General features: G+C 68.0%; 27 protein-coding genes and 1 riboswitch. Of the genes, 15 read left to right on the plus strand and 12 right to left on the minus strand.

The features are described 5' to 3' along the window. The first annotated feature begins 204 nt into the window (after nucleotides 1-204). The 6 genes from ACNFOC_RS04155 (at nucleotide 205) to ACNFOC_RS04180 (ending at nucleotide 3324) form a co-directional block, all read left to right on the plus strand. Nucleotides 205-810, plus strand: a complete 606-nt coding sequence (locus ACNFOC_RS04155) for a GNAT family N-acetyltransferase (RefSeq protein WP_416956663.1) — start codon at nucleotides 205-207, stop codon at nucleotides 808-810. A gap of 4 nt (nucleotides 811-814) precedes the next feature. Continuing rightward, on the plus strand, nucleotides 815-1012 hold the full coding sequence (locus ACNFOC_RS04160) for a hypothetical protein (protein WP_398851525.1): 198 nt from the start codon (nucleotides 815-817) through the stop codon (nucleotides 1010-1012). 85 nt (nucleotides 1013-1097) lie between these two features. Continuing rightward, nucleotides 1098-1511, plus strand: a complete 414-nt coding sequence (locus ACNFOC_RS04165) for a YciI family protein (protein ID WP_416956665.1) — start codon at nucleotides 1098-1100, stop codon at nucleotides 1509-1511. Nucleotides 1512-1516: 5 nt separating this feature from the next. Further along, the gene (locus ACNFOC_RS04170; protein ID WP_416956667.1) at nucleotides 1517-2731 is read left to right on the plus strand and encodes an RNA polymerase sigma factor; all 1215 of its coding nucleotides are present in this window, start codon (nucleotides 1517-1519) and stop codon (nucleotides 2729-2731) included. Between the two features lie 9 nt (nucleotides 2732-2740). After that, nucleotides 2741-3100, plus strand: a complete 360-nt coding sequence (locus ACNFOC_RS04175) for a DUF952 domain-containing protein (protein ID WP_416956669.1) — start codon at nucleotides 2741-2743, stop codon at nucleotides 3098-3100. Next, nucleotides 3088-3324 carry a hypothetical protein gene (locus ACNFOC_RS04180; RefSeq protein WP_416956671.1) on the plus strand — a complete coding sequence of 79 codons (237 nt, stop codon included), beginning with the start codon at nucleotides 3088-3090 and terminating at the stop codon, nucleotides 3322-3324. The genes ACNFOC_RS04175 and ACNFOC_RS04180 overlap by 13 nt, the downstream gene beginning before the upstream one ends. Here ACNFOC_RS04180 and ACNFOC_RS04185 read toward each other — a convergent pair. The 3 genes from ACNFOC_RS04185 to ACNFOC_RS04195 form a co-directional block, all read right to left on the minus strand. Beyond that, nucleotides 3311-4060: a VOC family protein gene (locus ACNFOC_RS04185; RefSeq protein ID WP_416956673.1), complete on the minus strand. Its 750-nt coding sequence runs from the start codon at nucleotides 4058-4060 to the stop codon at nucleotides 3311-3313. The genes ACNFOC_RS04180 and ACNFOC_RS04185 overlap by 14 nt on opposite strands. Before the next feature lie 71 nt (nucleotides 4061-4131). Next, the gene (locus ACNFOC_RS04190) at nucleotides 4132-4548 is read right to left on the minus strand and encodes a VOC family protein (RefSeq protein WP_019072193.1); all 417 of its coding nucleotides are present in this window, start codon (nucleotides 4546-4548) and stop codon (nucleotides 4132-4134) included. A 10-nt stretch (nucleotides 4549-4558) separates the two neighbouring features. Continuing rightward, a complete protein-coding gene (locus tag ACNFOC_RS04195; RefSeq protein ID WP_019058262.1) occupies nucleotides 4559-4969 on the minus strand; it encodes a helix-turn-helix transcriptional regulator in 411 nt (136 codons plus the stop codon). A 148-nt stretch (nucleotides 4970-5117) separates the two neighbouring features. Beyond that, a riboswitch (ZMP/ZTP riboswitch) is annotated at nucleotides 5118-5202 on the plus strand. A gap of 30 nt (nucleotides 5203-5232) precedes the next feature. On the opposite strand from ACNFOC_RS04195, the gene ACNFOC_RS04200 reads away from it, so the two are divergent. From ACNFOC_RS04200 to ACNFOC_RS04215, 4 genes are all read left to right on the plus strand, one after another. Beyond that, a complete protein-coding gene (locus ACNFOC_RS04200) occupies nucleotides 5233-6390 on the plus strand; it encodes a phosphoribosylaminoimidazolecarboxamide formyltransferase (RefSeq protein WP_416956676.1) in 1158 nt (385 codons plus the stop codon). 95 nt (nucleotides 6391-6485) lie between these two features. Next, nucleotides 6486-7559: an IMP cyclohydrolase gene (locus tag ACNFOC_RS04205; protein WP_416956678.1), complete on the plus strand. Its 1074-nt coding sequence runs from the start codon at nucleotides 6486-6488 to the stop codon at nucleotides 7557-7559. Nucleotides 7560-8212: 653 nt separating this feature from the next. After that, nucleotides 8213-10027: a hypothetical protein gene (locus ACNFOC_RS04210; protein ID WP_416956680.1), complete on the plus strand. Its 1815-nt coding sequence runs from the start codon at nucleotides 8213-8215 to the stop codon at nucleotides 10025-10027. Further along, nucleotides 10011-11369 (plus strand): hypothetical protein, encoded by a 1359-nt coding sequence (locus ACNFOC_RS04215; RefSeq protein WP_416956682.1) that lies wholly within the window; start codon nucleotides 10011-10013, stop codon nucleotides 11367-11369. Before ACNFOC_RS04210 ends, ACNFOC_RS04215 begins: the two co-directional genes overlap by 17 nt. A gap of 110 nt (nucleotides 11370-11479) precedes the next feature. On the opposite strand, the gene ACNFOC_RS04220 is transcribed toward ACNFOC_RS04215, so the two are convergent. Genes ACNFOC_RS04220 through ACNFOC_RS04235 form a run of 4 tightly spaced genes read right to left on the minus strand, consistent with a single transcriptional unit; the run spans nucleotide 11480 to nucleotide 13911 of the window. Then, nucleotides 11480-11839 (minus strand): ASCH domain-containing protein, encoded by a 360-nt coding sequence (locus ACNFOC_RS04220; protein WP_416956684.1) that lies wholly within the window; start codon nucleotides 11837-11839, stop codon nucleotides 11480-11482. Continuing rightward, the gene (locus ACNFOC_RS04225; protein WP_416956685.1) at nucleotides 11836-12951 is read right to left on the minus strand and encodes a hypothetical protein; all 1116 of its coding nucleotides are present in this window, start codon (nucleotides 12949-12951) and stop codon (nucleotides 11836-11838) included. The genes ACNFOC_RS04220 and ACNFOC_RS04225 overlap by 4 nt, the downstream gene beginning before the upstream one ends. A 28-nt stretch (nucleotides 12952-12979) precedes the next feature. Then, a complete protein-coding gene (locus tag ACNFOC_RS04230; RefSeq protein ID WP_416956687.1) occupies nucleotides 12980-13456 on the minus strand; it encodes a hypothetical protein in 477 nt (158 codons plus the stop codon). After that, on the minus strand, nucleotides 13450-13911 hold the full coding sequence (locus ACNFOC_RS04235; RefSeq protein WP_416956689.1) for an ATP-binding protein: 462 nt from the start codon (nucleotides 13909-13911) through the stop codon (nucleotides 13450-13452). The genes ACNFOC_RS04230 and ACNFOC_RS04235 overlap by 7 nt, the downstream gene beginning before the upstream one ends. A gap of 104 nt (nucleotides 13912-14015) precedes the next feature. Here ACNFOC_RS04235 and ACNFOC_RS04240 point away from each other — a divergent pair, with 104 nt between their 5' ends. Continuing rightward, on the plus strand, nucleotides 14016-15386 hold the full coding sequence (locus tag ACNFOC_RS04240) for an NsdA family TPR-like regulatory protein (protein WP_416956691.1): 1371 nt from the start codon (nucleotides 14016-14018) through the stop codon (nucleotides 15384-15386). Then, nucleotides 15383-16207 carry a class I SAM-dependent methyltransferase gene (locus tag ACNFOC_RS04245; protein WP_416956692.1) on the plus strand — a complete coding sequence of 275 codons (825 nt, stop codon included), beginning with the start codon at nucleotides 15383-15385 and terminating at the stop codon, nucleotides 16205-16207. Before ACNFOC_RS04240 ends, ACNFOC_RS04245 begins: the two co-directional genes overlap by 4 nt. A gap of 112 nt (nucleotides 16208-16319) precedes the next feature. On the opposite strand, the gene sodN is transcribed toward ACNFOC_RS04245, so the two are convergent. Beyond that, nucleotides 16320-16715, minus strand: a complete 396-nt coding sequence (gene sodN / locus ACNFOC_RS04250) for a superoxide dismutase, Ni (RefSeq protein WP_019058247.1) — start codon at nucleotides 16713-16715, stop codon at nucleotides 16320-16322. A 145-nt stretch (nucleotides 16716-16860) separates the two neighbouring features. Between sodN and sodX the strand changes: the two genes are divergently transcribed. Next, on the plus strand, nucleotides 16861-17295 hold the full coding sequence (sodX, locus tag ACNFOC_RS04255; protein ID WP_416956695.1) for a nickel-type superoxide dismutase maturation protease: 435 nt from the start codon (nucleotides 16861-16863) through the stop codon (nucleotides 17293-17295). Here the strand turns inward: sodX and ACNFOC_RS04260 are convergent. After that, a complete protein-coding gene (locus tag ACNFOC_RS04260; protein ID WP_416956697.1) occupies nucleotides 17199-17828 on the minus strand; it encodes a CGNR zinc finger domain-containing protein in 630 nt (209 codons plus the stop codon). The two genes, sodX and ACNFOC_RS04260, sit on opposite strands and share 97 nt — an antisense overlap. A gap of 100 nt (nucleotides 17829-17928) precedes the next feature. Here ACNFOC_RS04260 and ACNFOC_RS04265 point away from each other — a divergent pair, with 100 nt between their 5' ends. Then, nucleotides 17929-18687 carry a class I SAM-dependent methyltransferase gene (locus tag ACNFOC_RS04265; RefSeq protein WP_416956699.1) on the plus strand — a complete coding sequence of 253 codons (759 nt, stop codon included), beginning with the start codon at nucleotides 17929-17931 and terminating at the stop codon, nucleotides 18685-18687. A 63-nt stretch (nucleotides 18688-18750) separates the two neighbouring features. Here the strand turns inward: ACNFOC_RS04265 and ACNFOC_RS04270 are convergent, their stop codons facing one another. From ACNFOC_RS04270 to ACNFOC_RS04280, 3 genes are read right to left on the minus strand one after another with little or no spacing between them, the layout of a single operon-like run. After that, nucleotides 18751-19503: an amino acid ABC transporter ATP-binding protein gene (locus ACNFOC_RS04270; protein ID WP_416956710.1), complete on the minus strand. Its 753-nt coding sequence runs from the start codon at nucleotides 19501-19503 to the stop codon at nucleotides 18751-18753. A 50-nt stretch (nucleotides 19504-19553) separates the two neighbouring features. Further along, entirely contained in the window at nucleotides 19554-20492 is a 939-nt protein-coding gene (locus ACNFOC_RS04275) for an amino acid ABC transporter permease (RefSeq protein WP_416956701.1), read from the minus strand. Between the two features lie 33 nt (nucleotides 20493-20525). Beyond that, nucleotides 20526-21479 (minus strand): ABC transporter substrate-binding protein, encoded by a 954-nt coding sequence (locus tag ACNFOC_RS04280; protein WP_416956703.1) that lies wholly within the window; start codon nucleotides 21477-21479, stop codon nucleotides 20526-20528. 501 nt (nucleotides 21480-21980) lie between these two features. Between ACNFOC_RS04280 and ACNFOC_RS04285 the strand changes: the two genes are divergently transcribed. Continuing rightward, a complete protein-coding gene (locus ACNFOC_RS04285) occupies nucleotides 21981-23219 on the plus strand; it encodes an NAD(P)-dependent malic enzyme (RefSeq protein WP_416956705.1) in 1239 nt (412 codons plus the stop codon). Nucleotides 23220-23272 lie beyond the last annotated feature (53 nt).

Raw genomic sequence — 23272 nt, forward strand, 5'->3', positions numbered from 1 at the left:
GGTGCGCGGGGCCTGCTTTTTTTGTGGCTCGGTTCGCCTCCGGGGCGCCAAAGTCTGTGTCGAGAGGCCGACCGTGCTCGACCCTTCGGGCCTCCGCGCGCTCGACCTCTCGACACAGACGCGCCCCTTCGGCTCACTCGCCCGTAAGTCCCGCTAGTCTCAACAGCCCTTCAGGTAACGGTGGTTGAGAGCTAGGGGCAGGGTATGGGCGTGGCGATACGGACCGCGGGCGAGGGCGACAGAGAGCTGGTCGTCCGGCTGTTGGACGAGGCTTTCCAGGACGATCCGGTCAGCGGCTGGGTCTTCCCCGACGCCGAGTACCGCCGTACGACCCACCACAGGCTGATGGCCGCCTTCACCGACGCCGTGTTCGCCGACGGCCGTATCGACCTCGCCGAGGACGGCACGGCGTGCGCGCTGTGGCTGTCGGTACCGGGCGAGCCGCATGCGGAGGGCGGCGAGGACGAGGCCGTACAGCTGCGGGAGTTCGTGGATCCCGACAACGAGCGGGTCGAGACGATCGCCCGGCTCATGGAGGAGGGGCATCCCACCGGCCGCGCCCACGAGTACCTGTGGATGATCGCCGTGGCACCGGGCCGGCAGGGTGAGGGCCTCGGCGCCGCGCTCATCCGGCACGTCCTGGACCGCTGCGACCGCGAGGGCCTGCCCGCGTACCTGGAGGCGAGCAGCGAACGCAGCACCAAGCTGTACGAGCGGCTCGGGTACTCGTTCACCGACCGCACCCTCGACCTTCCGGACGGTCCGCGCATGTATCCGATGTGGCGCGAGCCCCGCACGGTTCTAGGCTGAGGACATGGGCAGAGAAGAGCACACCTGTCCCGACTGCGGACAGCCGGTGGCCACCGTCGTGCGGCGGTACAAGACGCTCGGCGCATGGGTACCGAAATGGGTGGCCGGCCCGTGCCGGAACCCTGACTGCGAGGCGTACGCCGGCGAGGGCGCCGGGCCCAAGGAGGAGCCCGGGGCCGAATCCGGCCCGAAAGAATCCTGATCCCGTGTCGAGAATCCCGGCCCGGCTCCGATGTCCCCTGTGAGAGCCGCCCGGTACGGGTGGCACGAGCCGAAGGAGCGGACTCATGAAGTACCTGGTCATGGTGCAGGGCACACAGGCGGACTACGACGGCATGCAGGGCAAGCCCACCCCGGGTTCCCCGGCCTGGAGCGAGGCCGAGATGCAGGCCATGTTCGCCCACATGGGAGCCATCAACGACGACCTGTCCGAGACGGGTGAGCTGATCGACGCGCAGGGGCTGACCGAGCCGGCGAGGACCCGGCTGGTCGCGCTGGGCGCGGACGGCAAGGCCGTGATCACCGACGGGCCGTACAGCGAGACCAAGGAGCTGATGGCCGGCTACTGGGTCCTGGAGTGCGCGAGCCTGGAGCGCGTCACGGAGATCGCCGACCGCGTCACCCGCTGCCCCCTGCCCGAAGGCGCCGCCAACCGCGCGGTGGTGATCCGCCCCATCGGGGAGGGCGGCGGGGACATCTGAGCCGTATGCGGGACACCACCGGGACCACCGGCACCGAGGACCTGCGCCGCCACGCGCCGCAGGTCCTCGGCGCGCTCGTCCGGCGCTACGGACATTTCGACACCGCCGAGGACGCCGTACAGGAGGCGCTGCTCGCGGCGGCCCGGCAGTGGCCGGAGCACGGGGTGCCGGAGAATCCGCGCGGCTGGCTGATCCGGGTCGCCTCGCGGCGGCTGACGGACGCGCTGCGCGCCGAGGAGGCGCGGCGGGCGCGTGAGGAGAAGGCGGCGGCACTCGAGCCCCGGGAGCCGTACACGGCCGAGCCGCCGCGCGAGGACGACACCCTCTCGCTGCTCTTCCTGTGCTGCCATCCGGAGCTGACCCCGACCGCGCAGATCGCGCTCACCCTGCGGGCGGTCGGCGGACTGACGACGGCCGAGATCGCCCGCGCGTATCTCGTGCCCGAGGCGACCATGGCGCAGCGGATCAGCCGGGCGAAGGCGAAGGTGCGGGGCGTGCGCTTCGGGCGGCCGGACAACTGGGCCGAGCGGCTGCCCGCCGTCCTGCACACGCTGTACCTGATCTTCAACGAGGGCTATACGGCGACGTCCGGCCCGAGTCTCACGCGGCGCGAACTCGCGGGCGAGGCAATCCGGTTGACCCGCGCCGTGCACCAACTGCTCCCCGAGGCCGGCGAAGTGGCGGGGCTGCTCGCGCTGATGCTGCTCACCGACGCCCGCCGTGCCGCCCGCACCGGCCCGCACGGCGAACTCGTCCCCCTCGACGAACAGGACCGCGACCGCTGGGACAGGGCGGCGATCGAGGAGGGCGTCGCCCTCGTCACCCGGGCGCTGTCCCAAGGGCCCGCGGGGCCTTACCAGTTGCGCGCGGCGATCGCCGCCGTGCACGACGAGGCGCCGTCGGCGCGGGCGACGGACTGGCACGAGATCCTCGGCCTGTACGAGGTGCTGGTGCGGCTGGTCCCCGGCCCCGTCGAACGCCTCAACCGGGCTGTCGCCGTCGCCATGGTCGACGGTCCGCACGCGGGCCTGGCCCAACTGGACGTCCTGGCCGACGAGTTGGGAGAGGGACACCGCCCCGACGCGGTCCGCGGCCACCTCCTGGAACGGGCCGGCGATCTCACCGCGGCCCGGGCCGCCTACGAGTCGGCGGCGGCCAGGACCCTCAGCCTGCCCGAGCAGCGCTACCTGCGCACGCGGGCGGCGCGGCTCGGGCCGTAGCGTGCTCCCATGCCGGAAGACGAACCCACCACAGCCCCCAGTCCCGCCCCCATCCTCCACATCACCGAGCGCGCCCTGTGGGACGCGGCCCGCGAGCGGGGGAGTTATGAGTGGTCGACCCGTGGCCGCACCCTCCAGGAGGAGGGTTTCATCCACTGCTCGACCCGTTCCCAACTCCCGCGCGTGGCAGCGTTTTTGTACGGTTCCTACGACGGCCCCGACGACCTGGTGGTCTTGGTCGTGGACCCGGTACGGCTCGGCGTTCCGCTGAAGTACGAGGCGCCGGAGCCGGGGGCTGAGGAGTTCCCGCACGTGTACGGGCCGATTCCGGTGGACGCCGTGGTGGACGTGGAGGTGTGGACGGCTTGAGTCGATTATGGCGCCGGGCCCTGGTGGCGTGGGCGGTCGCCGTGGTCGTCGGGGGCGGGCTCACGCTGTGGCTGCGGGACCCGGGCCAGTCGCATGAGCCCGGCGGGACGCCGACGCCGTTGCTGAGGCAGGACGGCCAGGACACGGCGAGCGCCTGTCCGAGGCCGACGGACTCGCGGTACGACGACCCCCGGGTGATCGTCGTCTGCGTCAGGGGCGGTTAGGCAGCCCGCCGGTCTCCGGGTCGCGGCCGGTCAGGCAGTAGACGCCGCCCGCCGGGTCCCGCATCACCGTCCAGTGCTTGCCGTGGGAGACGACGGTCGCGCCGAGTTCCTCGTGCCGTGCGACGGCCGCGCCGATGTCCGCGCAGGCCAGGTCGAGATGGGCGGCGGCGAGGTGTTCCTCGCCGAGGCGTTGCAGCAGGATGCGGATCGGCAGGCCGGGCGGGGGCTTGAGCACGTGGAACTCGGGGAGCGCGCCCGCCAGCGAGGCCCAGTCGGGCAACAGGGCGCTCCAGAAGGCGACTTCGGCGTCGTAGGAGCCGGGGCCGATGTCGAGGGAGACCTGGTCGAGGCGGCTGCCGGCCACGACGGGCGGTCGTACGGACTCGCCGTGCCAGGGGACGGCGCAGAACAACTGACCGCCGGGGGACCGGAGTACGGCCCAGCCGTCGTGCTCGGCGACGGTCTCCGCGCCGAGTCGCAGCGCGGCGCCCACGAACGCCGGTACGTCCTCGACGGAGAAGTCGAGATGAGCGCCGCCCGCGCCCGCCTCGACCCCCTGGACCTTCACACAGGCGTCGGCCCCCTCGGACAGCAAGGTGACGAACTCCCCCTGTTCACCGCGCGGTTCGGACAGCCGGGTGTTCGTGACGGCCGTCCAGAAGGCGTGAGCCGGGCCCAGGAGGCCGAGCGGGCGGTCGACGAAGGCGTGGGTCCAGCGGATGGTCGGTGCGCTCATGGCGTGATCGTAGGCGGGAGCATGCGACGCGCCCGCGTGATTTTCGGCCCGTCCTTTTTTCGGTCCCGCCTTCAATCGCCGCTGCGCTGCATGAACCGCAGCATGTTCCCGGCCGGGTCGCGGAACGCGCAGTCGCGGACGCCGTACGGCTGGTCCGTCGGCTCCTGGACCACCTCGGCGCCGGACTCCTGGACGCGGGCGTAGAGGGCGTCGCAGTCGGCGGTGGTGAAGTTGACCCCGCGCAGAGTGCCCTTGGCGAGCAGTTCGGCCATGGCCTGCTTGTCGGCGGGGGAGGCGTCCGGGTTCGCGGCCGGCGGCTCCAGGACGATCTCCACGTCCGGCTGCAACGGCGACCCCACGGTCACCCACCGCATGCCCTCGAAACCGACGTCGTTACGGATTTCCAGCTCCAGGACGTCGCAGTAGAAGGCGAGCGCCTTGTCGTGGTCGTCGACGGCGATGAAGCACTGGCGGAGTTTGAGATCCATGGACGACAGGCTAGGGGCGGAGCGGTGGTCCCGCCCGGTTCGGGCGGGTGAAAGTGCGGGCCACGCAGGACGGGATCACCGCGCCCGCCTCGTGGGAGCGGGCGCGGTAGGCGCTCGGGGTCTCGCCGACCAGTTCGGTGAAGCGCGAGCTGAACGAACCGAGCGAGGTACAGCCGACGGCCATGCACACCTCGGTCACGCTGAGGTCGCCGCGCCGCAGCAGCGCCTTCGCCCGCTCGATCCGCCGGGTCATGAGATAGCTGTACGGCGTCTCCCCGTACGCGGCGCGGAAGCTGCGCTGGAAGTGGCCCGGGGACATCAGCGCGGTCCGCGCGATCGAGGCCATGTCGAGCGGTTCGGCGTACTCGCGGTTCATGCGGTCACGGGCCTGGCGCAGCCGTACGAGATCGTCGCGGTTCACGTCGCCCAGGATGGCACGGGTGCGGCGTCTTGACCTCGGTCCAGGAACGCGAGGGAGAGGGGCTCCGCCGTCGGTCGGGACGGGCCGACTGGCTCCCCCCCCCACACACAGCCTGACCGATCACCACGCCGTGTCTGCCGATACAGTGGTGCCCGGCCGCGACTGGCGAGGGTGGACAACCACCGGGGAGCGGCTGTTCTTTCACGTGAGCGTCGACCGCCTGGGCGCCTCCGCCAGTGAATTTCCGCTGAGGAGGCCAAGACGTGGATCTGCGTTACGGAATCAACCCACAGCAGCAGCCGGCGCATGCCACGCCGGTGGGGCCCGGCCGGTGGCCGGTTCGGGTGGTGCAGGGAAGCCCGTCGTACATCAACATGTTGGACGCGCTGAACGGCTGGCAGCTGGTGTGTGAGGCGAGCCGGGCCCTGAAACGGCCGGCGGCTGCTTCCTTCAAGCATGTCTCACCCGCCGGTGCCGCCGTGGCCGGGCCCGTCGATGACGTGACAGCGGAGCTCTACGGCGTTCAGCAGCCCGATGTCGGCCCCCTGACCAGTGCGTATCTCCGCGCTCGCGACGCCGACCCGAAGTCCTCCTACGGAGACTTCGCCGCTGTCTCGCACCCGGTCGACGCGGAACTTGCCGCATTGCTGGCCCGCGTGGTCTGCGACGGCATCATCGCGCCGGGCTATGCGCCGGGCACCGTGGGAACGCTCGCCAAGAAGAAGAACGGCCGCTTCCTCGTCATGGAGGCGGACCCGGCCTTTGTGCCGCCGGAGCGTGAGACGCGCGAGGTCTTCGGCCTGCGCCTGGCCCAGCAACGGGACGAAGTGCCGCTTGCCGCCACGCTGTTGGAGAACGTCGTGTGCGGTGCGCTGCCCACGACGGCCGCGGAGGATCTTCTGCTCGGCCTGGTGGTGCTGCGTCACACCCAGTCCAACTCGGTGTGCTACCTGCGGGACGGGGTGACGCTGGGCATCGGCGCGGGACAGCAGTCCCGCGTCGACTGCACGCGACTTGCCGGCGCGAAGGCCGACACCTGGTGGTTGCGTCGCCATCCGGCGGTTCGAGCTCTCGCCTTCCGGCCGGACATCCGACGCCAGGACCGGATCAACTGGCAGATCCGCTTCATCGAGGGTGACCTCACGCCGGACGAGAGCACCCGCCTCTCCCGTGCGCTGTCCCAACCGGGGGAAGAGCTGACCGGCAGCTCGCGCGCCGAGTGGATGGCCCGTCTGAAGGGCGTCGCGTTCGTCTCCGACGGGGCTCTGCCGTTCCGCGACAACGTCGACCACGCACACCGGCACGGTGTCCGCTACATCGCCGAGCCGGGCGGATCGATCCGTTCCGCCGAGGTCGAAGACGCCTGCCGCGAGCATCGGATCGCCCTCGCACGCACCGGCCTCAGGCTGTTCCACCACTGAGGAACCATGCCCTGCGACGACGCTCGTGGGGCGCTGCGTCAGGAAAGCGCCGTCGACAGGGATGCCGTCCTCGGACCGACCAGAAAGGGCACCGCATGCTCGACCTCCACGACCTGTTGTCCGCCAACCCCTACCCGGGCCGCGGGGTCCTGTGCACCCGCACCCACTCCGGAGCGGTTCTGGGTGGTTACTTCCTCACCGGACGCAGCCCTGCCTCGCGCGACCGCGCCCTGCGACTGATCGACGGTGAGCTCGTGGTCGGCCCCCGCACCATGGGGAAACATGATCCACTGCGCCACTACGCCGCCGCCACGGCTACCGGTGGCTGGCTGGTTCTGGGTAATGGTGAGCAGGTGTCCCAGGCCGCGGAACGACTCCGTGCGGGAGCCGCGCCCACCGAAGCGCTCAGCGGCTTCGAGTACGAACCGGACCCGCCGATCCGGACGTCCCGGATCACCGCGCTGATCAGCCGCGACGGCGGACGCACCGCCGTTTTCGGAGCCGCCCGGCCCAGTCGCGCCGCACGCCTGACCAGCAACGTGATGACCCTCGCCGTGCAGGATCTGGAACCGGGCGAGGCGGTCCTGCTGACCACCTACGACTCCGATGGCGAACAGGTCTCGGTCGCCGCTCCCTTCACCGAGGCCGCTGTCAGCGCCAGGAACGCCGAGGAACTGTTGGACGAGATCTGGTCCGCGCTCGACGAACGGTTCAGGATCGCTGCCGCCGTCCTTGATCCTGCCCCAGGGACCAGGGTCGGCGATCCGGCGATCTGCTTGAGCTGTGACGCTTGTAGCGCCCGCCTTCTGCCCCAACGGTCGCTTGGGCGTGGGTCCGTGCGGCAAACCCGTGTCGTGGACGGGCGGGACGCCTGGGAGACAGGCCGAGACAGGCTTCCTGTGACACATTCCGATCTCGCTCGCCGCATCCATGCCGTCTCCCACCTCGAAAGCCACTTCACGCTCCGGTCCGGACGGGCCGCCACGGAGTACTTCGACAAGTACCGGTTCGAGGGCGATCCCGTTCTACTGGACGAGATCGCCCAGCGGATGACGCCACCGGCGACGAGGTCGGCGAGGTGCGGGTACTTCACCCGCACCTCGATACTCAGCGATGCTGCCGGGCCGCTGCCGGGTATCGAGCATCCAGCAGGCCGCGCCCTCGGGTAAGGACGCGTGGCCCCCGCGGATCAGCGAGATCACGTGCCTCGGTGGCGTCCTCGTCTGCCGTCGCTGACGCAGGAACGACGAAGGGGCCCCGCCGGCGAACCGGCAGAGCCCCTTCCCCAAACCCACTGACCGTCGATGGTGCACCGATCGCCGGTCCGTCGGGACAGGCCGACTGGGTGTCAGGCCTTCTTCGTCTCCTAGTAATGGGCCGGGTTGGTGACCTGCGGGGATCCCGCCTGTGGGGCGCTGACCTGGCCTTTTGGTGTTGGGCTGCGATGGCTGCTGACGGTCCTGATCGGGTGTTCTGCGGACTGTGTGCGGACTGGGCCGGGACTGATGCGATATCACTGAGCGTTTTCATTGCGGCCACTGATCGGGTGACGGGGGCGATGTGAGGTCCGGGTGCGCAACGGACAGGGCTCCCATGCTGCCGAGTTGGGACTTCGAACACTCCTCCGGGCGAGGCAACCATGATCACGACCTACAGCTTGAGTACTCGAAGCCGAAAATGGCCGCGTGTGAGCGCTGGACGTAGCTGGCGACGGACGTTGGGAGGAGCTCTCGACGAAGGTTCCTACGTGGCGGGCCAACCACCGCTTGATTATCCGGATAATCCGAGCCGGGCCCTGGCGAGCGCGTGGCAGACTGGGCGGATGGACGCAGGTGATATCCCGTGGCAGTTGGGCGTACAAGTTTCGCCCACCAACCCAGGGGCAAAGGTCAGCTTCGCAGCTCTACGCGAATTGAGTCGCGAGGATGCCGAGCAGGCGCAGGAGTCGAGCAGGTTTCTCGAGCGACTCGCGGCTGCGACCGGATACGCCCAGCTCGTCGATGCATATCAGCAGCTTGACAAAGCTCTCAAGCGTCAGTCGACTCCCGAGCGACGTGCGATCGAGATGAATTCGGCTGCACGGGCCCTCGGCGCTATCGCTGCAGACTTTTCGGACGGGCTGAGGCGATCAGCCGAGCAGGACTTCGGAGAGGCAAGCGAGCAGCTCGCCCAGATCGAGGCTGCGATCTCCGAGGAAACCGCTCGTCCGCCGTTTCGGCTCCTGATAGCCGTCGGTTCGCTCAATACCGGCCCGTTCATTGCGTTGGGCGGGGGCATCGGCATCGAATCCGAAGCACTCAGCCAGCTTGCCACCGCAGTAGACGGAGTTGGTCCCGGATTGGACCTGATGGCATCACTCTTCAGCGGTGTCGTCGTCGTACAGCGGCTAATCGGTCGCCAGCTTCAGACATACGCATCACTCATCAACAGCCACTCCCTCCGCCTGCGCCAGCTTGCCGCAGAGGTCCCTGACGGTGGCGCGTGCCTGTTCCGGTGGAGATCTATGGAAGGGGAAGCTGGCAGCAAGCAAAAGATGACCATGGATGTCGTGGCATTGCCTCTAGACAAAGGCGTCCTTCTGCATCGCGCGCTGTCGTTCACAGAACAGTTACTGAATTCGACCTCGGGCTCACAAATCCGCTCAGCTCCTCCGCCTGCGGCGGGCCCCCGACAGCCTCTGGCGGCGCAAGTTGTCGATCCGGCGAGGGTTGGCGATGGGGGCTCGTCCCCGCCTGCTCAGGAGGTCGAGGCGTTTGACGACCAAGCACAGGACCTCGATGCGCTCGCAAAGCACGCCACGGAGTTCTCCGATGAGCTAGAAAGAGCGTGGTCGACGGCGATGGACCGGGCCCTTCTGACGGAAGCTAAGCAAGAGACCCAGGCACGCTACGCAAGCCTCCTGTCGGCAGTCCAGAGGCGCGCGAGTTCCTATGACCGAGCCCTTCAAAAGGCCGGAGTCGATCCCGGCCTTCCCGCCTTCCCGACGCCACCTCACGAGGCGGCGCGCTACAGCTACGACAGTGATCGGGACCAGTGCGTGCTTCAGGCGCGCCTTGCTGAGATCGAGGCGCTTACCCTGCTGCTCGGTCCCGTTGTCGCCATGCGCGAGCCGTCAGCACGGCGGACCTTCTCCAAGGGGCGCGCTGCCGAAACCGAAACGTGGTGGGAAGCTGGAGCCTTCTCCCTCGTGCGCGAGCGGGCCGCCCATCTCCTACGCGTTAGCAGGAACACAGCTGCACTCCTAGATGGTGCCCCAGAGGCCCGCTCGCTATCGATGGCGACGGCATTCGATCAGATGAGGTTGGCGACCATCGCATATGGTCGAGGCGATATGGAAGCCTCCGTGATGCACGTGCGGCTAGCCCTTTTCCACCGTGCCGCAACTGAGCGGGATGACGTACCGGACGACCTCTTGGAGCGGCTGGCGCAGTACGTGCCAGGTGCAGATCACGCGAATGCGCTGCGTCTCCTTGAAGTCGCCGCTCAACGAACAGCCAAAGGCGTGCTTCCGGAGGTCGCAGTGACGGCCCTCATCGCACCTCTCGCGCTTTCTGTTCTCAGCGAACTTCTGCATGCACCGCAGGTCTTTGCGGACGCCCTGTCGGAAGAAGAGAGTGAAGATGGCGAAGAAGCCTGACCTGGACGCATTCGGACTTCTCAAGGCACAGAGACGCTGGGCGATCCGATTTGGGCCGGTGGATGTGTCCACGGCGTTCACTGACGGGCAAGTCAACGCTGCAATAAACACCGGAAATGATGCCCGAGTAAACCTCGACCTTGAGCGTAGTGCAGCAACTCCGGACTACTTTGCCGGTCTCGCTGTGGCGGTGGAGCAGGAGGGCGCAGTCATTCCGCGATTCACGGGAACCGTGGCGGCTGCCGAGCCGGATGCCGACGGAGTCTCCGTACAGGCGCTAGGAATGCTTTCGCTGTCCGAGGCAGTCCTAGACACGTTTACATATCGTGGATTCAACGGCTCCGAGCTTATATATACTCTGGCTCGCTCCGGAGGGATGCGCGACGATCAACTCAGAATCGAAGGACTCGAGGCCCTGCCGCGAGAAACCTTCGAAGTGATCGTGCCTGTCAGCGGAATTATCGCGGAGAAGCCCACAGGTTTCGCGGGGGTGTATTTCATGCCCTCAGACACCGCTTCGCGAATCCTCGCGGGCCTCGACACTACAGACGGTAAATACGACGACTTTAATGCACAGGCCTATGCGCTCGCGCTCATCACGACGACACACGCCTTGACCGCAGAGGAACGGGGTGTCGCGAGCATCGATTTTGCGCTTGCCTGGCTGACCACCTTCCTCCGCTTCGGCCACGCCACACTCCCGTCAGGTGAGACGATCCACTTCAGCAGAAAGGACTCGCTCGCCCGCTTGACCAGGCAAGACTGGGTGGCCGTACGAGGTCTGCGCACCGGCCGGTTCTGGCTTCGCCGTCCCGGACTTCTTCCGCAGCCGCACCCTGTTCCTCTCACGCCTGATGGCAGAAGATTCCATGCTGATGTCCCAAGGCTGACACTGCAGGAGCGTCTTGCGTTTCTCGCCCTTGCTCGTGCCGCAAATGAATCCGATCTGCTCGCCCGTGTACTCGCCCTGTTCGAAGCGATCGAGTTCTATGCCAGTGGAACAGTAGTCGAGCGCGCGTTCGCACAGGTAGAACTCGATGCGATCAAGGCGAGCATTCCGACCACTCTCAAGCCGGACCAGAAGGCCAGAGTCAACGATTTCGTTGGCAAACTCAATAGTCCACCGCTGCGGCGGCAGTTGATGAAGGCGCTCGATGTGGACGGTGTCACTTACACGCCTGACGAAATAGAAATGCTCTGGGGGCTTCGCAAACTGCGCAATGAGGTTGTGCATGGGAGGAGCAAGGAGATGCCGAAGGCCGAAGACGTCGAGTACGCCACGAGCATCGTCGCGCGCATGTTGGTCTACCGGGCCGCGAGGCGTCGGCGGGAGGAGAGCTGAAGCGGTTCACGCCACCGATACTGGTCAAGCCGATGCTGGAACGGTGAAGCGCTCCCGGCCTGCTGCTGGCCGGTACAGCCAGAGACAGAAAGCTGATCACACGCCGGAGGCTAGTGATCAGAGGTACGTTCGATTTCGATGGCCAGAGCCCCCAGGGCTTCCTTCTTGGGCGGGTAGATGGCTCGGATGTTGTTGAGCTGCTGTTCGCGAGTAGCGGTTGGATTGATGTTGGCCGGTCCCTCGCCGTCGAGCAGCGCTTCGAAATTGGCGTATTCGGTCACCCGCTTGACGTTCACCTTGCAGGTTTCGTCCGTGCCCTTGATACGGAAGCGGATGATGTCGCCTGCACCGAGATCGGTGAGGTGCGGGTATTTCACCCGCACCTCGATGGTCTTGGTGCCTGCGGCAACGAGGTCGAAGTACTGGCGGTAGAGGTTGAGCTCGTGGACGCGGGCGGTGGTGTCGGTCATGGGGCGGGAACACTCCTGGTGACTGGTGCGGGCATCATGCGGCCGATCTCGGAGGCCGAATACGAGCGGAAGAAGTGCCGGGGGTCGGACAGCAAGGTATCGGTCATGGCCAGCAGTTGTTCGGCGTACTCCGGGATGGTGCCGGGCCACTCCCGGGTATCGAGCATCCACTCGGCGGCGCCCTCGGGAAAGGGAGCACGCCCCTCGCGGATCAGCGACTTGGACAGCTTGGCGCCGGTGTCGGTGACGACCTGCGGGCAGAACAGGCGGGCGGGGAGCTGGGCGCGGGTGAGACCGACGGCTTGGAGGGCTTCGTCGACCAGGTGGGAGCCGAAGACCCAGTCGCCGCCCTTGACCATGACGTGCAGCGTGCCGTGGGGGTCGGACACGGAGAGTTCCTTGACCGCATTGCGGTACAGGGTGGCCAGGTCGAGGTAAGCGCCTCCGGTTGGCGTGATGGTCGCCTGGTAGGGGCCGTGGTGGAGGCAGACGGCAGCGACTTGCGCGGTCTCGCGGTCGGTGAGGTGGACTCGGGTGCGTTCGGCGTGCTTTTCGGCCCAGCCGCAGCCGGGGTGTGGGCAGGGGACGCGCAGGTGTGGGGTGCCGGTCGAGGGGGCGAGCCACCAGCGGGCGGCGTCGAGGCGGGGCAGGAGGCGCAGCCATGTGCGGCGGAAGTGCTCGCCGGCCTGCTGCTGGCTGTAGGTCTCGATCCGGTGAGGGATGCCCAGGCGCCGAGAGAGCGCGCTGAACAGGGGTTGGTAGAGGGCGGCGACGAGGTCGGACAGGGCCTCGTGGCCGAGGGCCTGGGCGTAGGCGCGTTGGTATCGGTGACCGCTGACCGGATCTGTGGTCAGCTCGTAGGGGGCGTTGTCGAGGGCGCTGAACAGGACTTCGGTGGGGATGCCGAAGCGGTCGCGCAGGCGGGCTGCCATGGCGAAGGCCAGGGACTGCACGAGCGACGTGCCGATGTGCGGGGCACCGTTGATTTGAGTGCCGACGACCAGCACGATCCGCTCGGGTGGGGTGGCCAGGATGCGTGGGGTCAGGACGTCCTCGGCGTGGTGGAGGGCGTTGGCCAGGACGGTGTTCGGTGAGACGGGGTGGGTCGTCACGGGATGTCCCCCTGGGGTGGGTTGGGGTTCATTCGGTTCTGGTGTGACCGAAGAGGAGTCGCTGGCGGGGAGTGGCGCGGTCCAGGTAGGTGTCGATCTCTGCCGGCGTGGCACTGCGGGAGAGCGGGTCGAGGCCCAAGACAAGGGCTACTGGCATCCCTTGGCCGAGGAGCAGGATCCAGGGGCGGCCTGCAGGGATCCGTTTTCGGTAGGGGGTGCCGTCGAAGTGCAAGGCCACGTCAGTCGGGGTGATCTGGCGCAGGCGTGGCCCGATGTCCGGCGGAGGTGCGTTGGCGGGGCCGAGGTGCAGAGCTTCGCCGACCGCGCGCATGCGTTGCTCGATGACCGTCGGCGACTCGTAGAGGCTGCGGGGGTGTTGGGGCACCAGCAGGAGGCAACACAGAGTGGCGCCGGTCGGGGCGGTGTCCAGCCACGTGGTGGTGGCCAGGGAGGCGATCAGACCGGCGGTCAGCGTGAGCGCCTCGGTATTGGCGGGCGTCAGCATGTCGGCACCGCGCTGTGGTGGAAGGCCGCCCAGACGCACTTGCCGGGGCCACGGCGTTCCTCCACGCCCCAGTGGTCGGCCACTGAGGATACGAGGAGAAGGCCGCGGCCTTCGGCGTCAGTGCTCCGTGCCTCTCGCTTGGTGGGTGTGCCGTTGCCGCCGTCGTGCACCTCGATGCGCAGCACGGTGGCGTGCAGTTCGACGCGTACGAGGACCTGGCCGCCCGCCGGGGCTCCGTGCAGGACGGCGTTGGTGGCGAGTTCGGAGGTGCACAGCCGGATGTCGTCGAGGCGTTCGGTCCGACCCCATTGGGTAAGGGTCTCGGCGACGAAGGAGCGGGCGGCTCCTGGGGTGGTCCGGCGTCGGTCGAAGAGCATCGTTTTGTGCTCGACGGCGCCGTCGAGGGCTTGGTCCGGTGCGAGGGTGTCCGGCTCGCCGGGCAGTCTGCTGGGCATGGCCAACAGCCAACCGCTGTCACTCGTTTGGGTCGGGAGCCAGCACGGGGGCCATAGCAGGGGCCACTATGGGGGCCAGACTTCACGTGCTGCGGGGAGAGGGGATGAGCGACACGGGGATCGGTGCGCTGCTCATCAGGCTGCGTACCGAGCGTGGCTGGCCTCAGCAACGGGTGGCCGACGAGTACAACGCCCTGGAGGGGCGTGCCACCAAGACGGGCAAGGAGATCGGGCGCTACGAGCGCGAGGTACGCATCCCGGTGCCGTACACGCGGAAATACCTGGCGCAGGTGTTCGGCGTCGATGCTGGGGAACTCGACCGAGCAGTTGTGGTCAGCAAGAGCCGGCGGAACGGCGGCGGCCCGGAAGATGCGCAACAGCCGTTGCTCGCCCAGCCCATGGCGCGTCCGCGCACAGTGGTGGGGGCTGTGTCGGTGGATGCCGTGGACTCGGCGGAGTTCGCCCGGTTCATCGCGCAGCGGAACGCCGACGAGTTTGTCGTAGAGCAGTTGGAGGCCGATATCGCTCGGCTCGCCCGTAGCTACGTCAGTCACCCGTTGCTGGAGTTGTACGTCGAGATCAAGCGACTGCGGAACGGGGTGTTCGAGCTGTTGCGCGGACGGCAGCACCCACGGCAGACCACCGACCTGTACGTCGCGGCCTCCCGCCTGTGCGGCCTGTCCGCTCACGTGTGCCTGGACCTGGGCGACTACGACTCCGCGGCCACACACGCTCGCACTTCCAGGGCATGCGCCGAAGCTGCCGGCCACGAAGGGATGCTGGCCTGGGTGCGAGCCGTTGAGTCCCTGATCGCCTACTGGACTGGACGATACGAGCAGGCGGCGCGGCTGGCACAGGCGGGTCGTCAGCACCGGGCGGGCGGGAGCATCGGAGCTCGGCTGGCGAGCCTGGAGGCGCGGGCGCTGGCCATAGTCGGAGACCGGGCGGGTGTGGTGGCCGCGCTGGCGGATGCCGAGAGTTCTCGCGGCGCGATGCTGGGTCCCGATGAGGTTCCGGGCATCTTCGCCTTCCCAATCGCCAAGCAGTTCACGTACGCCGGGACGAGCCACTTGGCGGTGGGTGGGCGGGAGCATATCCAGCAGGCCATCGTCAGCGCGGACACCGCGATCCGGCTCTACCGCAGCGCCGAGGGCGACGACCAGTCGGTGGGAGACTTGTTCGCCGCGCATGTCGATCTCGCTCGCGGCCATCTGCTCCTGGGCGATCTGGACGGCACGGAGGCGATGCTCGGCTTCGTCCTCGACTCCGCGCCGGAGCGCATGTCGGCCAGCATCGTCCGTCGGCTCACTGCTCTGGGCCGGGAGCTGAGCGAGCCGCAGTACGGTGGAGCCGCGCGGGCTGCACACCTGCGCGAACGACTCCAGCACACGGCCGTCCTCGCGGCCTCACCCTCCCCCACTGCCTTAAGGGCGTGGGAGGTACCCCCATCCCGTCCTCCGGAGCTGCCGACGTGACCGAACTGTCCGCCGCCCACGATGCCGCCGTCACCGACCGGGGCCGCCTCGCCGGAAGCGCCTACAGCAGCGGCCGGGATCTCGCCGCTCGCCAGTCGCTTTACCAGTGGCAGGCGCCTCGTTACGACTTGCCCGGCATCGTCGCCGAGAAGCTGAGCGGTGTGCGGGATCGCGGACGTGTGGTCGATGTCGGCTGTGGCAATGGCAAGTTCATTCAGCGGCTTCGCGAGGACCGACCTGATCTGGGCCTGTTGGGTCTGGATATCGCCCCTGGCATTCTTGCTGGCGTCCCCGGCCTGGTCGCTGTCGCTGACGCCACCCGCCTGCCGCTGGCGACCGAGAGCGTTGATGCCGCCCTGGCGCTGCACATGCTTTACCACGTCTCCGACATCCCACAGGCGGTCAGGGAACTGTCCCGCGTGGTCACCCGTGACGGGTTGGTGATCGCCTCCACCAACAGCGACCGGGACAAGGCGGAACTCGACGACCTGTGGCAGCGGGCTGCGGGCGACGTCCTCGGTACTGGACGCGGCCCGGCCCGTATATCGCTCAGCGCCCGCTTTTCCTTGGAGAAGGCCCCGGCCTTCCTGGGCGAGGAGTTCGGGCGGGTGGAGACGATGGAACTGCCCGGCACCATCACCGTTCGCGACCCCGAGCCGGTCATCGCGCATATGGCCTCCTACCGGGCTTGGGCGGATCAGCACGAGGTCCCCTTCGACGCCACCGTCGAAAGGGCCCGCACCATCCTCGTCGAACACATCGACCAGCACGGGGCCTTCGAGATCACGTGCCGGGGAGGCGTCCTCGTCTGCCGTCGCTGACGCAGGAACGACGAAGGGGCCCCGCCGGCGAACCGGCAGAGCCCCTTCCCCAAACCCACTGACCGTCGATGGTGCACCGATCGCCGGTCCGTCGGGACAGGCCGACTGGGTGTCAGGCCTTCTTGGTCTCCCAGAAGATCTTGTCGATCTGGGCGATGTAGTCGAGCGCCTTCTGGCCCGTCGCCGGGTCGGTGGACGCCTTGGCGGCCGAGAGGGCCTTCAGGGTGTCGTTGACCAGCTGGTGCAGCTCCGGGTACTTCTCGAAGTGCGGGGGCTTGAAGTAGTCGCTCCAGAGCACCGAGACGTGGTGCTTCGCGAGCTCGGCGCGCTGCTCCTTGATGACGATGGCGCGCGCCTGGAAGTGCGGGTCGTCGTTGGCGGCCATCTTGTCCTGCACGGCCTTCACCGACTCCGCCTCGATGCGGGCCTGGGCCGGGTCGTAAACACCGCAGGGCAGGTCGCAGTGCGCGCTGACCTTCACCTTGGGGGCAAACAGGCGGGAAAGCATGGAGCGTTCCTTCCTCGTGATCGTCTTCTCAGGTGGGACATTACTCCCTGGAGAAGCTGATTTCGCGAGTGCCCCCATGGGCTTAGGACAAAAGTCCAGGGTCGGACTCAGACTGGTGGAGGATAGGACCGGGGAGGTGCCGGGGATGCCGGAGCTGTCGCAGGAGACCGAGCGGGGGAGGGCCGCACTGCCCTTCGGGACGGCCGAGGTGACCGGGCCGTCCATGGTGCCGACGCTGCTGCACGGGGATCTGCTCGTGGTGCAGTACGGGGCGCGGATCAGGCCCGGCGACATCGTCGTGCTGCGGCATCCGTTCCAGCAGGACCTGCTGGTCGTGAAGCGGGCCGTGGAGCGGCGGGACGGCGGGTGGTGGGTGCTCGGGGACAACGCGTTCGCCGGGGGGGACAGTACGGACTACGGCGCCGTTCCCGAGGATCTGGTGCTGGGCAAGGTGCGCTTCCGGTACCGGCCGCCGAAGTCCGGTCAGCGTTCGCCGGTCGCGCTCGTCCGCTGGGCGCTCTCGGCCGCCAGGCCCGTCCTCTCCGACCGGTCGGCCTCCAGGCGCTTCCGGGCCCGGTAGGCGGCCACGTTGGCGCGGGTCGCGCAGCGGTCCGAGCAGTAGCGCCGGGAGCGGTTCGTCGAGGTGTCCAGGTAGGCGTTGCGGCACGGCGCCGCCTCGCACAGGCCCAGGCGGTCGACGCCGTACTCGGTGAGGTGGAAGGCCAGGCCCATCGCCGCGATCGCCGCGTAGCCGGCCGTCGCGTTCGACGGGTGGTCCGCGAGGTGCATGTGCCACAGCGGGCGGCCGTCGTCGTCCCGGAAGTTGTGCCCGGAGATCTGCGGGCTCACCGGGAACTCCAGGAGCAGCGAGTTCAGCAGGTTCACCGCGAGCGTCTCGTCGCCCCCGTCCGCCGACTCGAAGACCGCCCGCAGCCGCGCCCGGACCGAACGGAAGCGCGTGACGTCGGCCTCGGCGGCACGGCGGGCCGCCTCCTTGTTGCTGCCGAACAGGTCACGCACGGCCTCGACCGAGGTCAGGGCGTCCTTGCCCCGCGCCGGTTCCTCGGTGTTGACGAGGCGTACGGCGTAGTCCGAGTAATAGGCCAGTTCCACTTGTAGTCCTTACGGAGGCGCTCTATTGTCGTGGATGCGGTCGGGTAACAGCTGATCGTGCTTCCAGGGTATTACGACAGTGCGTGGACAGGGGGTCCTCATGACGACCGGTGTCGGAACCGACTGGCAGGCCTGGCAGGAGAGCTGGGACCGGCAGCAGGAGTGGTACATGCCCGACCGGGAGGACCGCTTCCGGATCATGCTCGACATGGCCGAGGCCCTCACCGGCCCCGCACCCCGCGTCCTCGACCTCGCCTGCGGCACCGGCAGCATCACGGCCCGGCTGCTCGCCCGCTTCCCGGACGCCACCAGCACGGGTGTCGACCTCGACCCCGCCCTCCTCGCCATCGCCCGGGGCACCTTCGACGGCGACGAGCGGGTCACCTTCGTCACCGCCGACCTCAAGGACCCGGAGTGGACGACGAAGCTGCCGTACGACTCGTACGACGCCGTCCTCACCGCCACGGCCCTCCACTGGCTGCACAGCGAACCCCTCGCGGCCCTCTACGGTCAGGTCGCCGGACTCGTCCGCGACGGCGGTGTCTTCATGAACGCGGACCACATGATCGACGAGTCGACGCCCAGGATCAACGCGGCGGAGCGGGCGCAGCGGCACGCACAGATGGATCAGGCCAAGGAGAACGGCGCCGTGGACTGGGCCGAGTGGTGGCAGCTCGCCGCCCAGGACCCGGTCCTCGCCGAGCCGACGGCCCGTCGCTACGAGATCTACGGCGAGCACGCGGACGGCGACATGCCCTCGGCCGCGTGGCACGCGCGCGTACTGCGCGAGAAGGGGTTCGGGGAGGCGCGCGCGGTGTGGTGCTCGCCCTCGGACACGGTGCTGCTCGCGCTCAAGTAGGCCTGCCAGTACGTGAAAAGGGGCGGTACGGGGATTCCGTACCGCCCCTCAACTCGCCTACCGCTAGAGCACCTTGGACAAGAAGCCCTGGGTGCGCTCGTGCTGAGGGTTCGTCAGGACGTCGCGCGGGTGGCCGGATTCGACCACCACGCCGCCGTCCATGAAGACGAGGCTGTCGCCGACCTCGCGGGCGAAGCCCATCTCGTGGGTGACGACGATCATCGTCATGCCGGACTCGGCGAGGTCGCGCATGACGTCGAGGACGTCACCGACCAGCTCCGGGTCGAGGGCCGAGGTCGGCTCGTCGAAGAGCATCAGCTTGGGGTCCATCGCCAACGCCCGCGCGATGGCCACCCGTTGCTGCTGGCCGCCGGAGAGCTGTGAGGGGTAGCTCTGCGCCTTGTCGGACAGCCCCACCCGCTCCAGGAGCTGCATCGCGCGCTCCTTGGCCTGGCCCCTGTTGACACCCCTGACCTGCACGGGCGCCTCGATGATGTTCTCCACGGCCGTCATGTGCGGGAACAGGTTGAAGCGCTGGAAGACCATGCCGATGTCCCGGCGCTTCACCGCGACCTCGCGATCACGCAACTCGTAGAGCTTGTCGCCCTGTTGGCGGTAGCCGACCAGCTCGCCGTCGACGTACAGCCGCCCCGCGTTGACCTTCTCCAGGTGGTTGATGCACCGCAGGAAGGTCGACTTGCCGGAGCCGGAGGGGCCGATGAGGCAGAACACCTCGCCGGATTTCACCTCCAGGTCGATGCCCTTGAGGACCTCGACCGGGCCGAACGACTTGTGCACACCCTCCGACTTGACCATCGGGACCGACGGACCGGTCGTGGCGGAGTCGGTCTTGTCGAGCTCGGGGCTCATGCCGCGCCTCCCTTCGGACGGCCGATGGACAGCATGTTCGCCTTGATCTTCTGATACGGCGTGTTCGGCAGCGCACGGCTGGAGCCGCGGGCGTAGTACCGCTCCACGTAGTACTGCCCGACGCTCAGGACCGACGTCATGATCAGGTACCAGGAGGCGGCGAGGAAGTACATCTCCACCGGGGCACCGGAGTTCTGGCCGATGTCCTGGGCGTACCGGAAGAGTTCCGGATACTGGACGGCCGCCACGAGCGAGGTCGTCTTCAGCATGTTGATGACCTCGTTGCCCGTGGGCGGCACGATCACGCGCATCGCCTGCGGGATCACGATCCGGCGCAGCGTCTTGGCGTGGCTCATGCCCAGCGCGTGCGAGGCCTCGGTCTGGCCCTCGTCGACGGCGAGCAGACCGGCACGGCAGATCTCCGCCATGTACGCGGCCTCGTTGAGGCCGAGGCCGAGCAGCGCCGTCAGCAGCGGCGTCATGAAGTCCGACCAGTAGTTCTTGTAGATCGGACCGAGGTTGATGTACTCGAAGACCAGGCCCAGGTTGAACCAGAGGAACAGCTGGACCAGGACCGGGGTGCCGCGGAAGAACCAGATGTAGAACCAGGCGATCGACGAGGTCACCGGGTTCTTCGACAGCCGCATCACCGCGAGGCCGATGCCGCCGACGATGCCGATGACCATCGACAGGACCGTCAGCAGGAGGGTCTTGTAGACACCGGTCATGATCCGGTGGTCGAAGAAGTAGTCCGGTACGGCATGCCAGTTGATCTTGCCCTGGCCGAACGCGTAGACGATCGCGACCAGGATGCCGATCGCGAGCACGGCGGAGAGGTACCGGCCGTAGTGCCGGACCGGAATGGCCTTGATGGGCTTCGGGGCGGCCGGGGGAGTGTCCTCGGGCCCCGGCGCCTTCTCGATGTCAGTAGTCACGGATGCTGCCTCTCAACGACGGCTGACCCGCGGTCACTTGCCGCCGTTGATCACGGACGACTTGACGGCACCGTCCTCGGCGCCCCACTTCGTCAGGATCTTCTCGTACTCACCGCTCTTGATCACGGCGTCCATCGCGGCCTGAAGCGCGTCCCGCAGCTGCGTGTCGCTCTTGGCGACCGCGATACCGTACGGCGCCGCCTCGACCTGGTCGCCGACCAGCTCGAAGTCCTTGCCGCCGCCGGAGGTCTTCACCGCGTAGGCCGCGACCGGGAAGTCGGAGGAGGCCGCGTCGGCGCCACCGGAGCGCAGGCGGGTCTGGGCCTGCTGGTCGTCGTCGAAGGCCTCGATGGTGATCTTCTTGCCGCCCGTACACTTCTTCGTCTCGGCCTTGGCGAGGTCCTCGGAGACCGTGCCGCGCTCGACCGCGAGCTTCTTGCCGCACAGGTCGGACCACGAGGCGATGTTCTCGGTGTCGCCCTTGCGCGTGTAGATCGAGACACCGGCGGTCAGGTAGTCGACGAAGTCGACGCCCTCGCCGACCTTCTTGCCCGTGTCGGGGTCCACGCCGTCCTGGCGGTTCTTGTTGTCCGTCATCGCGGACATGGCGATGTCGTAGCGGTTGGAGCGCAGACCGGTGAGCAGCGCGTCGAAGGTGCCGTTCTCGAACTCGAACGTCACGCCGAGCTGCTTGCCCATCGCGGCCGCGAGGTCCGGGTCCAGGCCGACGACCTTGCCGGAGTCGTCCTTGAACTCGACCGGCGCGTACGCGATGTCCGAACCGACCTTGACGACGCCCTTGTCGCGGATCGCCGCGGGCAGCTTGCTCGCCAGCGGCGCCGAGCTGGCGGACGCGGTGCTGGAGTCGTCCTTCTTGGTCTGGTCACCACAGCCGGTGAGCAGCAGGGTGCCGGCGACCGCGATCGCACCGACCGCTGCCAGCCGGGTGTGCGGGGCGGTCGTACGACGGGTGAATCTGGCGGTCATGGTGAGTTCCTCCGGCGGATGGATGGCGGTGCCGACGGGTCGACGAGAACACACACCTTCGGGTGTCGCGACCTCGTGTGATTAGGGCATCTTGCCATTCGGACTGAACCATTCAGGGGACTCTCCATGTCAAAATCGGATAACGGGTGACCCCCGAATCGCATCAGGTCGGTACATCAGGACGGCCCCCGCGCGGACCATCTACGGGAATCACTCCTTCCGGCCGGAAGATCTTCGGTATGTCTCACGATGTGATCGATCATCGTTCCGCCCGTGGCGGACGAGATGTGACCTTGCGCCTATTGGACTCGTCCTCGGCGGTGTCCGTCCGGTAAGAAGGGTCTTTACACCCCTCATCCGGGGCTCAGGGCGCGTGTGCGGCGCGCCCGTCGCGCAGGTGCTCGTACGCATCAATTCTCTGGGCCCTGCGCGGTGCCCGCCCACCCCTCACCAGGGAGTGGCCACCCTCAAAATCAATGAAGACTTAAGGGGTAAGACAAAGTGGCAGCGGAGATCGTCAATCCTCGCAGCGACAGCAGTACGGATCAGGACGGCGGGGCCGAGCCCCTCGATTCCTTCGATCCGGCGTTCGCGCTGCACCGCGGCGGCAAGATGGCCGTGCAGGCCACCGTGCCGATCCGCGACAAGGACGACCTGTCCCTCGCGTACACACCCGGCGTCGCGCGCGTGTGCACCGCGATCGCGGAGCAGCCGGAACTCGTCCACGACTACACATGGAAGTCGTCCGTGGTCGCCGTCGTGACGGACGGTACGGCGGTGCTCGGACTCGGCGACATCGGTCCCGAGGCCTCCCTCCCGGTCATGGAGGGCAAGGCGATCCTGTTCAAGCAGTTCGGCGGCGTGGACGCGGTGCCGATCGCGCTGGACTGCACCGGCGTCGACGAGATCATCGAGACCGTGGTGCGCCTCGCGCCCTCCTTCGGGGGTGTCAATCTGGAGGACATCTCGGCGCCGCGCTGCTTCGAGATCGAGCGCAGGCTCCAGGAGCGGCTGGACATCCCGGTCTTCCACGACGACCAGCACGGTACGGCGATCGTGACGCTGGCGGCTCTGCGGAACGCGGCGAGGCTGACCGGGCGCGAGCTCGGTGAGCTGCGGGCCGTCATCTCCGGCGCGGGCGCGGCCGGCGTGGCCATCGCCAAGTTCCTGCTGGAGGCGGGGCTCGGGGATGTCGCCGTCGCCGACCGCAAGGGCATCGTCTCGCGTGACCGGGACGACCTCACGCCGGTCAAGCGTGAGCTCGCCGAGATCACCAACAAGGCCGGTATCTCCGGGTCGTTGGAGGCGGCGCTGGAAGGTGCCGACGTCTTCATCGGGGTTTCCGGCGGTACGGTGCCGGAGCCCGCGGTGGCTTCCATGGCGGAGGGTGCGTTCGTCTTCGCGATGGCCAACCCGAATCCCGAGGTGCACCCGGATGTGGCGCACAAGTACGCGGCGGTCGTCGCCACCGGGCGCTCGGACTTCCCGAACCAGATCAACAACGTGCTGGCGTTCCCGGGCATCTTCGCGGGCGCGCTCCAGGTGCGGGCCTCCCGGATCACCGAGGGCATGAAGATCGCGGCGGCCGAGGCGCTGGCGGGCGTTGTCGGCGACGACCTCGCCGCGGACTACGTCATCCCGTCACCGTTCGACGAGCGCGTCGCCCAGCGGCAACCGTGCCCACAGCCCGCCGCCTTCGCGTGCGACGTCCTTAAGGAAGTCCTGTACTTCCTTGAGTAGGTCTCCGTAGGTGCCGACCGCGCCCTCGCAGTCGCCGCCAACATCCGCCCTTA

Source organism: Streptomyces colwelliae (genome assembly GCF_048158785.1).
Lineage (GTDB): Bacteria > Actinomycetota > Actinomycetes > Streptomycetales > Streptomycetaceae > Streptomyces.

Bases quoted from the DNA above. Each gene is read 5' to 3' on its own strand.
- ACNFOC_RS04165 (WP_416956665.1), top strand. From the start codon at position 1,098: ATGAAGTACCTGGTCATGGTGCAGGGCACACAGGCGGACTACGACGGC.
- sodX (WP_416956695.1), top strand. From the start codon at position 16,861: ATGCCGGAGCTGTCGCAGGAGACCGAGCGGGGGAGGGCCGCACTGCCC.
- ACNFOC_RS04210 (WP_416956680.1), top strand. From the start codon at position 8,213: ATGGACGCAGGTGATATCCCGTGGCAGTTGGGCGTACAAGTTTCGCCC.
- ACNFOC_RS04240 (WP_416956691.1), top strand. From the start codon at position 14,016: ATGAGCGACACGGGGATCGGTGCGCTGCTCATCAGGCTGCGTACCGAG.
- ACNFOC_RS04220 (WP_416956684.1), bottom strand. From the start codon at position 11,839: ATGACCGACACCACCGCCCGCGTCCACGAGCTCAACCTCTACCGCCAG.
- ACNFOC_RS04185 (WP_416956673.1), bottom strand. From the start codon at position 4,060: ATGAGCGCACCGACCATCCGCTGGACCCACGCCTTCGTCGACCGCCCG.
- ACNFOC_RS04170 (WP_416956667.1), top strand. From the start codon at position 1,517: ATGCGGGACACCACCGGGACCACCGGCACCGAGGACCTGCGCCGCCAC.
- ACNFOC_RS04160 (WP_398851525.1), top strand. From the start codon at position 815: ATGGGCAGAGAAGAGCACACCTGTCCCGACTGCGGACAGCCGGTGGCC.
- ACNFOC_RS04175 (WP_416956669.1), top strand. From the start codon at position 2,741: ATGCCGGAAGACGAACCCACCACAGCCCCCAGTCCCGCCCCCATCCTC.
- ACNFOC_RS04190 (WP_019072193.1), bottom strand. From the start codon at position 4,548: ATGGATCTCAAACTCCGCCAGTGCTTCATCGCCGTCGACGACCACGAC.
- ACNFOC_RS04155 (WP_416956663.1), top strand. From the start codon at position 205: ATGGGCGTGGCGATACGGACCGCGGGCGAGGGCGACAGAGAGCTGGTC.
- ACNFOC_RS04270 (WP_416956710.1), bottom strand. From the start codon at position 19,503: ATGGTCAAGTCGGAGGGTGTGCACAAGTCGTTCGGCCCGGTCGAGGTC.
- ACNFOC_RS04265 (WP_416956699.1), top strand. From the start codon at position 17,929: ATGACGACCGGTGTCGGAACCGACTGGCAGGCCTGGCAGGAGAGCTGG.
- ACNFOC_RS04280 (WP_416956703.1), bottom strand. From the start codon at position 21,479: ATGACCGCCAGATTCACCCGTCGTACGACCGCCCCGCACACCCGGCTG.
- sodN (WP_019058247.1), bottom strand. From the start codon at position 16,715: ATGCTTTCCCGCCTGTTTGCCCCCAAGGTGAAGGTCAGCGCGCACTGC.
- ACNFOC_RS04205 (WP_416956678.1), top strand. From the start codon at position 6,486: ATGCTCGACCTCCACGACCTGTTGTCCGCCAACCCCTACCCGGGCCGC.
- ACNFOC_RS04235 (WP_416956689.1), bottom strand. From the start codon at position 13,911: ATGCCCAGCAGACTGCCCGGCGAGCCGGACACCCTCGCACCGGACCAA.
- ACNFOC_RS04230 (WP_416956687.1), bottom strand. From the start codon at position 13,456: ATGCTGACGCCCGCCAATACCGAGGCGCTCACGCTGACCGCCGGTCTG.
- ACNFOC_RS04215 (WP_416956682.1), top strand. From the start codon at position 10,011: ATGGCGAAGAAGCCTGACCTGGACGCATTCGGACTTCTCAAGGCACAG.